Source organism: Streptomyces sp. NPDC090445, from assembly GCF_044769385.1.
Classification (GTDB): Bacteria; Actinomycetota; Actinomycetes; order Streptomycetales; family Streptomycetaceae; genus Streptomyces.
In genome coordinates this window covers 337,744-352,354 of the sequence record NZ_JBIVXV010000002.1, presented here as the reverse complement: position 1 = coordinate 352,354, position 14,611 = coordinate 337,744, and the positions used below count along the sequence as shown (strand labels likewise).

Genomic DNA, 14,611 nt, shown 5'->3' with positions numbered 1-14,611 from the left:
GCCGCACACGGCTGCACGCCACCCCCATTCCCTTCAGGAGAACCAGCCCATGTCCTCATCCACCCCCCGCCGCTCCGTGTCCCTCGCGGCGGCCGTCGTCACCGCCGCCGCGCTCGGCGCCACCGTCCTCGCCCTGCCCGCCACGGCCGCGGGCCCTGCGCCCGCCGCCACGGTCGCGGGCGCAGCTCCCGCCGCCGCGCCCCTGCCGATCGTCAACGGCACCCTCGACTGGGGTGTCCTGGCGCGCTACCGGACGTACGTCACGGGCGCGGCCAAGGGCACGATCACCGCGGCCGACGGTGCCGTGGCCAACGCGGACGGCACCACCTTCCGCTTCACCTCCGCCACCGGTACGCACGACAAGGAGGGCAGCAACGTCGCGACCGCGGCCTTCAAGGGCAGCGTCACCTTCGACTCGCCCGCCCACGGCTTCAAGGTGACCCTCGCCAACCTCCGGATCGACACGGGCACGAAGAAGCTCACCGCCGACGTCACCAAGAACGGCGCGCTCACCCGCGACGTCCCGCTGGCGAACGTGGCCTTCACCGGCTCCACCATGGACAAGCTGGCCACCACCCTCACCAAGGAGGCCGCCGACCAGCTCGGATCCCCCCAGTACGAGGGCATGGCCGGCGACCCGCTCAGCGCGGCCCTGGAGTACGGCGAGGCCCCTTTGCCTTCGCCGTCCGCGCCCTCGCCGTCCGGCTCGACCGCGCCCTCCCCGTCGGAGTCGAACGGCGGGCCCGCCCCGACCCTCGCACCCTCGCCGGGTGCGAGCTCCCCGGCGTCGTCCGGCCCGCAGCAGCTGCTGGGCGGACGGCTCACCTGGGGCGTGAAGGAGTCGTTCCGTTCGTACGTGGTGAGGGGCGGCGGCTCCGTCGCCCCGTCCGGCGGCGCGATGGCCGCCGGCAACACCTTCTCCTTCGCCTTCGGCAAGGGCGAACTCGACGTGCCCAAGCAGAAGCTGAACGCCTCCTTCGCGGGCAGCCTCCGCTTCCGGCACCCCAGCCACCAGATCGACATGACCTTCACCAACCCGCGCGTCAACGCCGAGGGCAAGAAGGGCACCCTCGTCCTCGACATGAAGACGCCCGAGGAGACCAAGGCGGACATCCCCTTCGCCACCCTCGACCTGTCCAAGGCCGAGTACCGCACCACCGGCGGCGTGCTCACCCTGGCGTCCGTCCCGGCCGCCTTCACCGCCGAAGGCTCCGCCGCGATCGGCAACGGGAACGAGGCCTACGCACCGGGCAAGCCCACCGACCCGGTCACCCTGTCCGTCACCGTCGACAAGGACGCCGTCCTGCCCGGCACCACCCCCACGACCGGCCGGACCGGCGGCACGACGACCGGCGGCACCACGACCACCGGCACCACCGCCACCACCGGAACCGGAAGCACGGTCGGAGGCGGCACCGGCGGCTCTGCCGGCGGGACGCTCGCCGCCACCGGCGCCGACGTCCCGGCCGGGGCGCTGCTCGCCACCTCCGGCGTGGCCGTCGTGGCCGGCGCGGGCGCCCTGTCCCTCGCCCGCAGGCGGCGCACCGCCCGCTCCTGACCCGGCCGACCGGGTTCGCCCGGGCCGGGGCGAAACGGAGCTGAGCCGGGGCTTAACCGGGCCGTGCTTGAATGCCCGCGTGAACGATCTCGACGTACTCAGGGTCTTCTGTGCGGGCGACGGCCGCTTCGGCAACGTGCTCGGTGTCGTACGCGACGGCCGGACCTGCCCCGACGACACGTCCCGGCAGGCCCTGGCCGCCGAACTCGGCTACAGCGAGACGGTGTTCGTCGACGACCCCGAGCGCGGGGTCGTCGACATCCGCACCCCCGGCACGCGGATGTCCTTCGCGGGGCATCCGCTGGTCGGCGTCGCCTGGCTGCTGGACATCGAGGAGCTGGAGCCGCCGGCCGGCACCGTATGGGCCCGGTACGACGGAGAGTTCACCTGGATCACGGCCCTGCCCGAGTGGGCCGAGGGTAAGCGCACCGAGCAGTACGCCACCCCCGCCGAGGTCGACGCGCTGCCCGCCCCGCCGCCGGGCGAGGGCTGGCTGTACGCGTGGGCCTGGGAGGACGAGGCCGCGGGCCGCATCCGGGCCCGCGGCTTCCCGCGGCGCCCGGACGGGGTCATCGCCGAGGACGAGGCCACCGGCTCGGCGGCGGTCCTGCTGACGGCACAGCTGAACCGCGCCCTGAACATCACCCAGGGCGCGGGTTCGCAGATCCTCACGGCCCCCGGCCCGGACGGCACCGTCGAGATCGGCGGCCGCGTCCGCTTCGACACCCCGCCGCAGGCGCGCCCGGCATACGGCCGCATGGGCGGCCCGGTGCGCTGACCCGGACCGGGGACCGGAGGAAATGCCGGACCGGAGACCGGAGGAAAAGCCGGACCGGAGACCGGAGGAAAAAAGGGGGTCGGGCTCAGGCGCTGAGCGGGAACTCCTCGCCCAGCTGCCGGAAGACGGCCCCGTTGTAGTCGAAGGCGCGCTTGCACTCGTCGATGATGCGCTGCTTCTCCAGGTCGTCCGCGGCGATCGCGTCCAGCAGCTCGCGGTAGTGCCGCTTGAACGCGGCCGGGTTGGCGATCTCCGTGAAGACGTAGAACCGGACCCCGTCGCCCTTGCGCTCGAAGCCCCAGGTCCGCTCCGCCTTGTCGCGGATGATCTGGCCGCCGGAGAGGTCGCCCAGGTAGCGGGTGTAGTGGTGGGCGACGTACCCGCCGGGCCAGGTGGCCGCGCACGCGGCGATCCGGGCCGCGTACGCCTCGGTCGCGGGCAGCGCCACCAGCGTCTCGCGCCAGGAGGGGCCGCGCAGGTGCGCCAGGTCGCGCTCGATCTCGGCGACGCGCATCAGCTCGGGCTGTATGAAGGGGCCTGCGACCGGGTCGTCCGCGAGGGACCCGGCCGCGTCCTCCAGCGCCCGGTAGACGAACCACAGCTGCTCGGTGTAGCGCGCGTACGCGTCCACACCGAGCCGGCCGCCGAGCAGGTCGCTCATGAACGTCGAGGTCTCGGCCTCGGTGTGCTGCTCGTGCGAGGCGACACGGATGACCGTGGAGAAGGCGTCCAAGACAAGACCTCCGTCGGGCGTGGATGCGGGGCACGGCGGCACGGTCGGTCGCCGCCATGCCCGATCCTCTTACTTAGGCTTACCTAAGTCAATGTGTTCCCGACGTGTTGTCGGTAAAACGTCCCCGGGGGCAAAACCTCCGCGCCGCGACGCCTACGGCAGCGTGAGGATCTCGGCGCCCGTGTCCGTCACCACCAGTGTGTGCTCGAACTGCGCGGTCCGCTTCCGGTCCTTCGTTACCACGGTCCAGCCGTCGTCCCACATGTCGTACTCGTGGGTGCCCAGCGTCAGCATCGGCTCGATCGTGAAGGTCATCCCGGGCTGGATCACCGTCGTGGCGTGCGGGCTGTCGTAGTGCGGGATGATCAGGCCGGAGTGGAAGGACGAGTTGATGCCGTGCCCGGTGAAGTCCCGGACCACGCCGTAGCCGAAACGCTTCGCGTACGACTCGATGACCCGGCCGATGACATTGATCTGCCGGCCCGGCTTGACGGCCTTGATCGCGCGGTTCAGCGCCTCCCGCGTCCGCTCCACCAGCAGCCGGGACTCCTCGTCCACGTCCCCGCACAGGTAGGTGGCGTTGTTGTCGCCGTGCACGCCGCCGATGTACGCGGTGACGTCCAGGTTCACGATGTCGCCGTCGCGCAGCACGGTCGAGTCGGGGATGCCGTGGCAGATGACCTCGTTGACCGAGGAGCACAGGGACTTCGGGAAGCCCCGGTAGCCCAGGGTCGACGGATAGGCGCCGTGGTCGCACATGTACGCGTGCGCCACGCGGTCCAGCGCGTCGGTGGTCACCCCGGGGGCGATCAGCTTGGCCGCCTCCTCCATCGCCTGCGCGGCGATCCGGCCGGCGATGCGCATCGCCTCGATGATCTCGGCCGACTGCACCTCCGGTCCGGTGTACGGGGTGGGCGCGGGCTTGCCCACGTACTCGGGCCGGCGGATGTTGCCGGGAACGGAACGGGTCGGAGAGAGCTCGCCGGGGACGAGCAGCGACTGGCCAGACATGCAAGCGAGTGTATCCAGCGGGGATGGGGCAGCATGGCGGCAGAGAGCAGCGGAAAACGGCGCGGAACGGCGCGGAACACCGGAGAACCGGCGGCGAGCGGTCGGCGAGAGGAGCCCGAGGACGATGGCCCTGTTCAAGAAGCGTCAGGTGGGCAAACCGGGCGAGTGGTACTACTGCCTGGTGCACCAGAAGGTCGAGGAGGGGCCCGAGTGCCCGGCGAAGGACCGCTTCGGCCCGTACGCCACCCCCGAGGAGGCCTCCCACGCCATGCAGACCGCGCAGGAGCGCAACCTCGAATGGCAGAACGACCCCAAGTGGAACGACAAGTCCCGCGAGGACGACGAGGGCACGACGGAGACCTGACGGACTCCGCACCCCTGCCCGACGGCCGGACGCAGCCGGCTGGACACAGCCGGCCGGACAAAGACGGACGGGGCCCGGCCCGGGCGCCCCGCCCGTCCCCCGCCCCCTCCTGTTCGATACGAGGCGCGGGCGTCACGCACCGCACGGCCACCGCACGGCCGAAGCCTGTTCGATCGCCCGGGGCCCGGCATTACGCTCACCCCCATGACCTCCACTGACAGCACACAGAAGCCCCCCGCGAAGGACCCGTGGGACCTGCCGGACGTCTCCGGCCTCGTCGTCGGCGTCCTCGGCGGCACCGGCGACCAGGGCCGCGGCCTGGCCTACCGGCTCGCCAAGGCCGGCCAGAAGGTGATCATCGGCTCGCGCGCCGCCGACCGCGCCGCGCACGCCGCCGCCGAACTGGGCCTGGGCGTGGAGGGCGCGGACAACGCCGAGTGCGCGCGCCGCAGCGACATCGTGATCATCGCGGTGCCGTGGGAGGGCCACGCCAAGACCCTGGAGGCCCTGCGCGAGGACCTCGCGGGCAAGCTCGTGGTGGACTGCGTCAACCCCCTCGGCTTCGACAAGCAGGGCGCCTACGCCCTCCAGGTCGAGGAAGGCAGCGCCGCCCAGCAGGCCGCCGCCCTCCTCCCGGACTCCCGCGTCACGGCCGCCTTCCACCACCTCTCGGCGGTCCTGCTCCAGGACGAGTCGGTCGAGGAGATCGACACCGACGTCATGGTCCTCGGCGAGTCCCGCGCCGACACCGACCTCGTCCAGGCCCTGGCCGGCCGCATCCCCGGCATGCGCGGCGTCTTCGCCGGCCGCTTGCGCAACGCCCACCAGGTCGAGTCCCTGGTCGCCAACCTCATCTCCGCCAACCGCCGCTACAAGGCCCACACGGGCCTCCGCATCACCGACGTCTGACCGACCGGCGCCCGGGCGGGGGTGTTCGGGGTGCCTTTACGGGGGCACTGCGGGGCATGGGGGACACTGGTGGGGCTTGACCCCCACCCGTGTCGCCGAGGAGCCGTACCCCATGCCCCGCCTTGCCGTCTTCGCCACCGTCGTCTGCATCCTCTCCGTGGCGGCGGCCGTGGTCGCCTTCGTGGAGGGCAGCTTCCTGGGCATCGTGTGGGTGCTGCTCGCCGGCCTCACGTCCAACATGGCCTGGTACTACGTGCGCAAGGACAAGGCCCGCAAGGCCTCCGGCTCCGCCGGCTAGTCGGCGGCCAGTAGTCGGCCAGTCGTCGGCTAGTCGGCCTGGGGGACGGCGCACAGGCCGTCCGTCTCCTGCCAGAAGCGGTACAGGCTGTGCCCGCAGTACGTCTCCACGTCGGAGACGCCCAGCGCGGACAGCACGCCCTCGACCGCGCCGAAGAACGCCGCGTTGACCGCCGGGACCCACAGCAGCGCGAACACCGCGATCAGGCCGAACGGCGCCAGCGGCGCCACCTCGCGGCGCACCCGGTACGACAGCCAGGGCTCGATGATGCCGTAGCCGTCCAGCCCGGGCACCGGCAGGAAGTTCAGGATCGCCGCGGAGACCTGCAGCAGCGCGAGGAACGCCAGGGCGAAGCGGAACGCGAGCGGGACGCCGTCGACGGCGCCCAGCCAGAAGGGCGCGGTGCAGACGGCTGCGAACGCCACGTTCGTCAGCGGGCCCGCCGCCGAGATCATGCTGTGCTTCCAGCGGCCCTGCACCCGGTCCCGCTCGATGTACACCGCCCCGCCCGGCAGGCCCAGACCGCCCAGGATCACGAAGATCACGGGCAGGACGATGCTCAGCAGCGCGTGCGTGTACTTGAGGGGGTTCAGCGTCAGGTAGCCCTTGGCGCCGACGGTGAGGTCGCCGCTGTGCAGCGCGGTGCGGGCGTGCGCGTACTCGTGCAGGCAGAGCGAGACGATCCACGCCGACGTGACGAAGAGGAATACGGCCAGGCCCGCGCTCGACGAGTACCCCGTCCACACCGCCCACCCCGTGACGGCCATGATCGCGGCGATGCCGAGGAAAACGGAACTGACCTGCCGGTCGCTGCGCGTGCTCTGATGACCCATGCGGCGAAACCTATCCCGGGCAGGGGGGCCTCCGGGATACCGGTCCGGGGACAATGGGTCGGTGCGCTACGCGATCCTCGGCACCACCCAGGCCACCCGCGACGACGGGACCCCCGTCGCCGTCGGCGGCGCGCGGCTGCGCGCACTGCTGACCGCGCTCGCACTGCAGCCGGGGCGGGCGGTGCCGGCCGACCTGCTCGTGGCCGAGGTGTGGGACGGCGACCGGCCGGCCGACGCGTACGCCGCCCTGCAGGCGCTGGTCGCCCGGCTGCGCAGGGCGCTGGGCCACGAGGCCGTGCGGTCGGCGGAGGGCGGGTACCGGCTCGCCGCCGACCGCGAGGACGTCGACCTCTACCGCTTCGAACGGCTGGTCCGGTCCGCCGCGGCCGCCGCGGTGCGGGACCCGGCGCGGGCGGCCGCCCTGTACGACGAGGCCCTCGCCCTGTGGCGCGGCCCGGCGCTCGCCGACCTCCCGGACCCGGGGGCGGAGGCCGCGCGCTGGGAGGCCGTACGGAGGGACGCGCGCCGGGGGCGGCTCGCCGCGGCCCTCGACCTCGGGGAGGCGGCCCGCGTCCTGCCGGAGCTCGCCGCGCTGTGCGCGCAGCACCCGCTGGACGAGCCCCTGCAGGTGCTGCGGATACGGGCGCTGCGGGACTCCGGGCGTGCGGCCGAGGCCCTGGCCGCCTACGCGGAGGTCCGGCAGGACCTCGCCGACCGGCTGGGCGCCGACCCGGGACCCGCCCTGCGCACCCTCCACGCCGACCTGCTGTCCCCGCCCGACGCGCCGACCGCTGCCCCCTCCGGCGCGCCGACCGCTGCCCCCTCCGGCGCGCCGACCGCTGCCCCGTCCGACCTGCCGACCGCTGCCCCGTCCACAGGCCCCTCCGCCGGCCGCTCGGGAGCCGCGTCCGGCGCCCCCTCGGGCGTCCCGGTCCCGGGATACGGCGCCGGCCCCGGGCGGGAGCCCGCCGCGGGATCCACCCCGGGGCCCGTCGCCCGCTCCGGCCACCCGGTCGGTCCGTGGCAGGACTCCGCCGGGCCCGCGGCGGCCCCGTCCGTACAGCCCCCGTCCGTACAGCCCCCGTCCGCACAGCCCCCGGGTGACGGCCCCGGCGAGCCGGCCCGGGGCCGGGGGAACCTGCGGGCGCGGCTGACCACCTTCGTCGGGCGGGAGGAGGACATCCGGGCCATCGGCGCGGACCTCGGGCAGGCGCGCCTGGTCACCCTCCTCGGGCCCGGCGGTGCCGGCAAGACCCGGCTGTCGCAGGAGGCCGCCGAGGCGCACGCCCCGGCCGACTGCTGGCCGGACGGCGTGTGGTTCGCGGAGCTCGCCCCCGTGGACGATCCGGACGATGTCGCCGAGGCCGTGCTCACCGCCCTCGGGGCCCGCGAGACCAAGCTGCGCGGCGCCTCCGCGGAGGAGCTGCGGGCGCTGACCGACCGCGTCGGCGACGACCCGCTCGACCGGCTCACCGAGCACTGCGCCCGGCTCCGGCTCCTGCTGATCCTGGACAACTGCGAGCACGTCGTCGGCGCGGCCGCCGAGCTCGCCGAGCAGCTCCTCACCCACTGCCCCGGCGTGCGGATACTGGCCACCAGTCGCGAGCCCCTCGGCGTGCCCGGTGAGTTCCTGCGCCCGGTGGAGCCGCTGCCCGACCCGGTCGCGCTGCGGCTGCTCGGCGACCGCGGCGCCGCCGCCCGGCCCGGGTTCACCACCGGCGACGACCCCGAGGCCGCCGCCGAGATCTGCCGCCGCCTCGACGGGCTGCCGCTCGCCATCGAGCTGGCCGCGGCCCGGCTGCGGCTGCTCACGCCCCGCCAGATCGCGGACCGGCTGGACGACCGGTTCCGGCTGCTGACCAGCGGCGCCCGGACCGTGCTGCCCCGCCAGCAGACCCTGCGCGCGGTCGTCGACTGGTCCTGGGACCTGCTGGACGAGCCGGAGCGGACCGTCCTCGCCCGGCTGTCCGTCTTCGCCGGCGGCTGCGACCTGGCCGCCGCCGAGGCCGTCTGCGCCGGCAGCACGGACGACACCGCCGATGCCGCGCAGGACAGCGGCGACAGCGCCGACACCGCCGACCGTGCCGATGTCGCCCTGCTCCTCGGCTCCCTCGTCGACAAGTCCCTCGTCATCGCCGCCCCCACCCCCGACGGCATGCGCTACCGGCTCCTGGAGACCGTCGCCGAGTACGCCGGCGAGCGGCTGGACGAGGCCCCCGGCGACCGGGCGGCCACCGAGCGGCGCCACCTCGTCCACTACCGGGAACTCGCCCGCACCACCGAGCCGCTGCTCCGCGGCCACGGCCAGCGCGCCGCCGCGGGGCGCTTCGCCGCCGAGTACGAGAACCTCCGCACCGCCCTGCGCCGGGCCGTCGCCGCCCGCGACACCGACGAGGTGCTGTGCCTGGTGCACTCGCTCGTCTGGTACTGGCAGATGCACGATCTGCGCGCCGAGTCCCGGCACTGGGCGAACGCCGCCGGCGCCCTCGGCCCGGACCCCTTCCAGCCGCCCGTCACCCCCGCCGAGCCGGTGTACGAGCGCGTCGTGGACACGCCCCCGCCGTACAGTGGCGAGCGGCTCACCGAGGCCTGGCGCGGCATCCGCATGGTCCAGCTCGCCGCCCGCGACCAGAGCAACGAGAGCTGGACCTCCCCGGAGATCCGGCACCAGATCGAGGGGATCCTCACCGCGTACCGGCCCGGCCTGCCGCAGACCTGCCACGCCCCCGGCGCGCTGTGGGTCTACGCCGCGATGCTCTCCGGGGACACGGACCTGCTCCGGCGGGTCGTCGACGCCACCGTCGACACCGCCCGCGCGCTGGACCACCGCTGGGAGCTGGCCGGGGCCCTCCAGATGCGCGCGAACATCCTGGCGAACCGCGCCTCCTGGCCCGGCGACGCGGTCCGCGACGCCGAGGAGAGCCTGGCCCTGTTCACCGAGCTGGGCGACGACTGGGGCTGCGCGGAGGCGCTGTCCGCGCGCGCCGAGTCCCACGAGAAGCGCGGCCGGTACGCGTCCGCCGCCGAGGACTTCCGTTCCGCGATCGAGTACGCCGAGCGGCTCGGCGCCTCCTCCCAGGTGACGGTCCTGCGCGTGCGGATGGCCGGGGTGCTGCTGGAGAACGGCCGGGCCGCCGAGGCCGAGGAGCTGCTCACCGAGGCCCTGCGCACCCACCACTCGTACGGCAACGAGGCCCTGCCCGCCGCCCGCATGTTCCTGGCCTCCTGCTACGGGCGCAGCGGCCGCATCCCCGAGGGCCGCGCCCAGCTGCAGCGGCTGCGCGACGAGTTCGCCTTCGGCGCGTTCGCCATCTTCGACGGGTTCCTGCTCGGGACGATGGCCTGGCTGGAGAACCAGGACGGCCGGCCCGAGGAGGCGCTGGTGCTGCTCCGGCAGGCCATGGCCACCACCCAGGACCCGCTCGCCCTGATGGTCGCCCCGCAGATGCCCGCCGTGTACCTGATGACGGCGGCCCGCTCCCGGGCGGCCCTCGGCGGGCCCGGTCAGGCGTACGACGCGGCGCGGCTGCTGGGCGCGTACCGGGCCCTGCTGCCCGCGGGCTACCTCCCGGTCACCATCGAGCGGGAGGACTCCGCTCTGGCCGAGGAGCTGTCGCGGGCGGTCCTCGGTGATGCCGCGTACGAGGCGGCATATGCCGAAGGCGGCGGCCTCACCCTGGAGGAGGCCACCGCCCTCGTCTGACCCGGCCCCCGTGCGGGGCCCGTCCGGGACGCGATCCGGAGCGGACCGTCCGGCCGGATCAGGTCTTCTTGCGGAACTTCGCGACCGCCAGCGGCGCCGTGATCGCGGTGATCAGCACGGCCCAACCCAGCGTCATCCACACCGAGTGGGCGACCGGGCCGCCGTTGATGAGGTTGCGGGCCGCGTCGGCCAGGTTGGACAGCGGGTTGTAGTCCGTGAAGGACTGCAGCCATCCGGGCATCGAGGACGGCGGGCTGAAGATCGAGCTGCCGAACTGGAGCGGCATCAGCACGAGCATCGCCACCCCTTGGACGCCCTGGGCGGTCTTCATCGTCAGACCGAGCAGGATGAAGATCCACATCAGCGAGGCGCCGAAGACCAGCGACAGGCCGACCGCGGCGAGCAGGTCCAGCACCGAGGTCTTGATCTCCAGGCCCAGCAGGAAGCCCATGCCGAGGAGGATCGCGGTGGCCACCAGCATCCGGCCGATCTCGACCACGATCTTGGCGATGAGGACCGAGGAGCGGGCGATCGGCATGGACCGGAAGCGGTCCATGATGCCCTTCTTGAAGTCCTCGTTGACGCCGGTGCCCACCGCCATGGCGATGTTCAGGCCCGTCATCGCCATCATGCCGGGGACCAGGTAGTTGACGTAGGCGTCCTGGTTGCCCTTGCCCGCGATCGCGCCGCCGAAGACGTACGTGAACAGCAGGATGAAGATGATCGGCATCAGCACGACCTCGAACACCGACTCCGGATTCGCCTTGATCTGGAGGGCGTTGCGGCGCGCCAGGGCGCCGATGTGCCGCAGGTTGCCGCGCAGGCCGATCCGGCTGTCCGGGGACTGCGTCGCCTTCGGTGCGGGCGTTCCGGCGGCCGCGTCGCGGGCCGGGGCGGTAGTCGTCGTGCTCATGCCGCGACCTCCTCGGTCGTCGTGCCGGTGGGAACGGAGTCCTCGGGGGACGTGGCCGGGTGGCCGGTGATGGAGAGGAACACCTCGTCCAGGCTGGGCAGGTACGTGCCCAGGTCGGCGATGGCGTAGCCGCGGGCCGCCAGCAGCCCGACCACCGCGGTCAGTTGCTCGTCGCTGAGGATCGGGACCAGCAGCACGCCCTCGTCCGGTACGGCCTGGGAGCCGGCGACGCCGTCGAGGCCCGCCTCGGCCAGGGACCGGGCCATGCCCGGCAGCTCCGCCGGGTCCGCCGGACGGATCCGCAGGGTGCGGCCGCCGACTCGGGCCTTCAGCTCGTCCACCTTGCCGTTGGCGATGACCTTGCCGCGGTCGATGACCGTCAGCTCGCTCGCCAGCTGCTCGGCCTCCTCCATGTACTGGGTGGTGAGCAGGACGGTCGCGCCCTCGGCCACCAGCCGCTGCACCTCGTCCCACACCTCGTTGCGGGTGCGCGGGTCCAGGCCGGTGGTGGGCTCGTCCAGGTAGAGCACGGCCGGGTTCCCGATCAGGGAGGCCGCGAGGTCCAGGCGGCGGCGCATGCCGCCGGAGTACATCCCGGCGACCTTCTTCGCCGCGTCGGTCAGCGAGAACCGCTCCAGCATCTCGTCGGCGCGGCGGCGGGCGTCCTTGCGGGACAGGTCGAGCAGCCTGCCGATCATGTACAGGTTCTCCCAGCCGGACAGCCGCTCGTCGACCGAGGCGTACTGGCCGGTGAGGCCTATGGTGCGGCGCAGCTGCCGCGGCTGGCGGACCACGTCGTAGCCGGCGACCCGGGCGGTTCCGGCGTCGGGGACGAGGAGGGTGGACAGGCAGCGCACCAGGGTGGTCTTGCCGGCGCCGTTGGGGCCGAGGACCCCGAGGACCGTGCCCTCGCGGACGTCCAGGTCGACACCGTCGAGGGCTTTGGTCTCGCCGAAGTGCTTGACCAGTCCCCGCACCTCCACGGCGTTCCCGCCGCTCCGGGGATTCTTGTCGTTTCGCGTCATGCCCCCATGGGACCAGCCGCCGCCGACAAAGCACCGACAGCCGACCGACAGCCGACCGACAACCCGGTGGCCGCACCGACAACGCACGCACCGGCAACGCACGCACGGCAACGCACGCACGGCAACGCACGCACCGGCAACCGCAGGGACGGCGGACCGGCAGACCCGCCGACCCGCCGACCCGCCGACCCGATGGGGTCGGCGGGTCAGTGGGGTCAGTGGGTCAGTGGAAGCTGTGCTGCTCCTGCGGGAACGATCCGCCGACGACGTCCTCGGCGAACGCCTTCGCCGCGTCGGTCATGGTCGCGCGCAGGTTCGCGTACTGCTTCACGAACTTCGGCATCTTCCCGCCGGTCAGGCCCATCATGTCGGTCCACACCAGCACCTGCGCGTCGCAGTCCGCGCCCGCGCCGATGCCGACCGTCGGGATGTTCAGCGACCGGGTGACCTCGGCGGCCAGTTCGGCCGGTACGAGCTCCAGGACCACCGCGAAGGCCCCCGCGTCCTGTGCCGCCTTGGCATCGCGGAGCAGCTGGTGCGCGGCCTCGTCCCCGCGGCCCTGGACCCGGTAGCCCATGGCGTTGACGGACTGCGGGGTCAGACCCAGGTGGGACATGACGGGGATGCCGGACTGCACGATCAGCTCGGTCTGGCGCAGCGAGCGCTCGCCGCCCTCCAGCTTCACGGCGCCGACACCGGCCTCCTTCACGAGCCGGGTGGCACTGCGCAGCGCCTGCACGGCGCCTTCCTGGTACGAGCCGAACGGCAGGTCACCGATGACCATCGCCCGCCGGGTGCCGCGTACGACGGCCGCGGACAGCAGCGTCATCTCGTCCATCGTCACCGGGACGGTGTTCTCGTAGCCGAGGTGACAGTTGCCCATCGAGTCGCCGACGAGGATGACCGGGATGCCGGCCTCGTCGAACACGGATGCGGTCATCGCGTCGTAGGCGGTGAGCATGGGCCACTTCTCGCCGCGCTCCTTGGCGAGCGTCAGGTCGCGGACGGTGATCCGTCGGGTGCCCGTGCCTCCGTACAGGGTGGGGGAGGCGGCTTCGCGGGCAGGCGAAACGGCATGCGTCATTGCAACTGCTCCTTGATGTCATCTCGAGGCGCCCTCACGGCGTCCCCGGACTCACCCCCATGGTGGCACCTGCCCGGCCGGGCGCGAAAGTGGAGGGGACGACCGTCCTGTCGCACCCCACCGGGAGGTGCGCGCCCGGGTGCACGCCCCGTAGCGCGCTCCGGGCGTCCGCGGGGTGCGAAGGGGGCGCGCCAACCGAATGTGCGCGTTTCGTGACAACAGGAACCCGGGCCGTATGGCCGTTCGTCCTCCCGGACGTACGGCCGGATCAACGGCACGGAAGACTGCGTCCATCGCCTAGGGTCATGGTGGGGGGACGGAGCGCGAGCACGGCAGCGAGGGCAGTGGCATGGCACAGGCGTACATGGCGGAGACGGGGAACGGCGGCTCGGAGCCCGAGCCCCGCGGATCCCGCCTCCGCCGCCGCGTGGCCGAGCTGCGGCGCGATCCGGGCATCTGGCGGCGGGGGCTGGTGATCGCGGCGCTCGCCGTGCTGCTGGCGCTCGTCATGATCCTCCACGCGGAGCTGCCCAACAGCGTAGGCAACCTGGGCAGCCTCACCGAGACCTTCCTGCCCTGGCTGGGGGTGTTCGTTCCGCTGCTGCTCGCCGCCGCGGTCGTCCGCAAGTCCGCCACCGCGCTGATCGCGATACTGCTGACGGCCGTCGTCTGGGTGAACCTCTTCGGCGGCCTGGTCACCGACAAGTCCGGCACCGGCGGCAACCTGACGGTCGCCGCCCACAACGTCGACGCCGACAACCCCGACCCGCGCGGCACGGCCCGGTCGGTGGCCAAGGCCGGAGCCGACGTCCTGGCCCTGACCGAGCTCAAGGGCAGCGCCGTCCCCGCCTACGAGCAGGCGCTGGCGGGCACGTACAAGTACCACGCCGTGGAGGGCACCGTCGGCGTGTGGAGCAAGTTCCCGCTGAAGTCCAGCAAGCCCGTCGACATCAGGCTGGGCTGGACCCGGGCCATGCGCACCACCGTCGAGACCCCGCAGGGGCAGGTCGCCGTGTTCGTGGCCCACCTGCCCTCCGTCCGGGTCAAGCTGAACGCCGGCTTCACCGCCAACCAGCGCGACAAGAGCGCCGACGCGCTGGGGGCCGCGCTCGCCGCCGAGCCGCTGCGGAACGTCGTCCTGCTCGGCGACCTCAACGGCACCGCGAACGACCGCTCCCTGTCCGAGGTCACCTCGCAGATGCGCTCCACCCAGGGCGCCGCGGGCGACGGCTTCGGCTTCAGTTGGCCGGCCCCGTTCCCGATGGCCCGGATCGACCAGATCATGGTCCGCGGGATGAAGCCGGAGGCCTCCTGGACCCTGCCGCAGACCGGCAGCGACCACCTGCCGGTCGCGGCCCGGGTGACGGTGGCGAAGTAGCCGCTGCCCGCCCCGCGGACGCCC

13 protein-coding genes are annotated in these 14,611 nt (G+C 73.3%); 7 read left to right on the top strand and 6 right to left on the bottom strand.

Annotated elements, in window-relative coordinates; translation table 11 throughout:
• Positions 1–49: 49 nt before the first annotated feature.
• Positions 50–1,558, top strand: a complete 1,509-nt coding sequence (locus tag ACIQUT_RS06270) for an HtaA domain-containing protein (RefSeq protein WP_403560013.1) — start codon at positions 50–52, stop codon at positions 1,556–1,558.
• 79 nt (positions 1,559–1,637) lie between these two features.
• Entirely contained in the window at positions 1,638–2,336 is a 699-nt protein-coding gene (locus tag ACIQUT_RS06265) for a PhzF family phenazine biosynthesis protein (RefSeq protein ID WP_403560011.1), read from the top strand.
• An 85-nt stretch (positions 2,337–2,421) separates the two neighbouring features.
• Here ACIQUT_RS06265 and ACIQUT_RS06260 read toward each other — a convergent pair whose 3' ends face one another.
• On the bottom strand, positions 2,422–3,069 hold the full coding sequence (locus ACIQUT_RS06260) for a heme oxygenase (biliverdin-producing) (protein WP_403560009.1): 648 nt from the start codon (positions 3,067–3,069) through the stop codon (positions 2,422–2,424).
• A gap of 153 nt (positions 3,070–3,222) precedes the next feature.
• The gene (gene map, locus ACIQUT_RS06255) at positions 3,223–4,080 is read right to left on the bottom strand and encodes a type I methionyl aminopeptidase (RefSeq protein ID WP_403560007.1); all 858 of its coding nucleotides are present in this window, start codon (positions 4,078–4,080) and stop codon (positions 3,223–3,225) included.
• Between the two features lie 124 nt (positions 4,081–4,204).
• Here map and ACIQUT_RS06250 point away from each other — a divergent pair, with 124 nt between their 5' ends.
• The 3 genes from ACIQUT_RS06250 to ACIQUT_RS06240 all read left to right on the top strand — a co-directional run bounded on the left by ACIQUT_RS06250 (position 4,205) and on the right by ACIQUT_RS06240 (position 5,651).
• On the top strand, positions 4,205–4,444 hold the full coding sequence (locus ACIQUT_RS06250; protein WP_403560005.1) for a hypothetical protein: 240 nt from the start codon (positions 4,205–4,207) through the stop codon (positions 4,442–4,444).
• Positions 4,445–4,648: 204 nt separating this feature from the next.
• On the top strand, positions 4,649–5,353 hold the full coding sequence (gene npdG, locus ACIQUT_RS06245; RefSeq protein ID WP_403560004.1) for an NADPH-dependent F420 reductase: 705 nt from the start codon (positions 4,649–4,651) through the stop codon (positions 5,351–5,353).
• Between the two features lie 76 nt (positions 5,354–5,429).
• On the top strand, positions 5,430–5,651 hold the full coding sequence (locus ACIQUT_RS06240; RefSeq protein ID WP_403560002.1) for a hypothetical protein: 222 nt from the start codon (positions 5,430–5,432) through the stop codon (positions 5,649–5,651).
• Positions 5,652–5,680: 29 nt separating this feature from the next.
• Here the strand turns inward: ACIQUT_RS06240 and ACIQUT_RS06235 are convergent, their stop codons facing one another.
• A complete protein-coding gene (locus ACIQUT_RS06235; RefSeq protein WP_403560000.1) occupies positions 5,681–6,484 on the bottom strand; it encodes a site-2 protease family protein in 804 nt (267 codons plus the stop codon).
• Between the two features lie 61 nt (positions 6,485–6,545).
• Here ACIQUT_RS06235 and ACIQUT_RS06230 point away from each other — a divergent pair, with 61 nt between their 5' ends.
• Entirely contained in the window at positions 6,546–10,187 is a 3,642-nt protein-coding gene (locus ACIQUT_RS06230; RefSeq protein WP_403559998.1) for an AfsR/SARP family transcriptional regulator, read from the top strand.
• Positions 10,188–10,245: 58 nt separating this feature from the next.
• Here the strand turns inward: ACIQUT_RS06230 and ACIQUT_RS06225 are convergent, their stop codons facing one another.
• From ACIQUT_RS06225 to panB, 3 genes are all read right to left on the bottom strand, one after another.
• Complete coding sequence (locus tag ACIQUT_RS06225) at positions 10,246–11,100, bottom strand: ABC transporter permease (RefSeq protein WP_403559996.1); 855 nt, start codon at positions 11,098–11,100, stop codon at positions 10,246–10,248.
• Positions 11,097–12,125 (bottom strand): ATP-binding cassette domain-containing protein, encoded by a 1,029-nt coding sequence (locus tag ACIQUT_RS06220; protein WP_403559994.1) that lies wholly within the window; start codon positions 12,123–12,125, stop codon positions 11,097–11,099. Before ACIQUT_RS06220 ends, ACIQUT_RS06225 begins: the two co-directional genes overlap by 4 nt.
• A 223-nt stretch (positions 12,126–12,348) precedes the next feature.
• The gene (panB, locus tag ACIQUT_RS06215) at positions 12,349–13,209 is read right to left on the bottom strand and encodes a 3-methyl-2-oxobutanoate hydroxymethyltransferase (protein ID WP_403559992.1); all 861 of its coding nucleotides are present in this window, start codon (positions 13,207–13,209) and stop codon (positions 12,349–12,351) included.
• A gap of 349 nt (positions 13,210–13,558) precedes the next feature.
• On the opposite strand from panB, the gene ACIQUT_RS06210 reads away from it, so the two are divergent.
• Positions 13,559–14,587, top strand: a complete 1,029-nt coding sequence (locus ACIQUT_RS06210; RefSeq protein WP_403559990.1) for an endonuclease/exonuclease/phosphatase family protein — start codon at positions 13,559–13,561, stop codon at positions 14,585–14,587.
• Positions 14,588–14,611: the final 24 nt, after the last annotated feature.

Coding starts and splice junctions, on each gene's coding strand:
- ACIQUT_RS06270 (WP_403560013.1), top strand. CDS start 50: ATGTCCTCATCCACCCCCCGCCGCTCCGTGTCCCTCGCGGCGGCCGTC.
- map (WP_403560007.1), bottom strand. CDS start 4,080: ATGTCTGGCCAGTCGCTGCTCGTCCCCGGCGAGCTCTCTCCGACCCGT.
- ACIQUT_RS06250 (WP_403560005.1), top strand. CDS start 4,205: ATGGCCCTGTTCAAGAAGCGTCAGGTGGGCAAACCGGGCGAGTGGTAC.
- npdG (WP_403560004.1), top strand. CDS start 4,649: ATGACCTCCACTGACAGCACACAGAAGCCCCCCGCGAAGGACCCGTGG.
- ACIQUT_RS06235 (WP_403560000.1), bottom strand. CDS start 6,484: ATGGGTCATCAGAGCACGCGCAGCGACCGGCAGGTCAGTTCCGTTTTC.
- ACIQUT_RS06225 (WP_403559996.1), bottom strand. CDS start 11,100: ATGAGCACGACGACTACCGCCCCGGCCCGCGACGCGGCCGCCGGAACG.
- ACIQUT_RS06220 (WP_403559994.1), bottom strand. CDS start 12,125: ATGACGCGAAACGACAAGAATCCCCGGAGCGGCGGGAACGCCGTGGAG.
- panB (WP_403559992.1), bottom strand. CDS start 13,209: ATGACGCATGCCGTTTCGCCTGCCCGCGAAGCCGCCTCCCCCACCCTG.
- ACIQUT_RS06210 (WP_403559990.1), top strand. CDS start 13,559: ATGGCACAGGCGTACATGGCGGAGACGGGGAACGGCGGCTCGGAGCCC.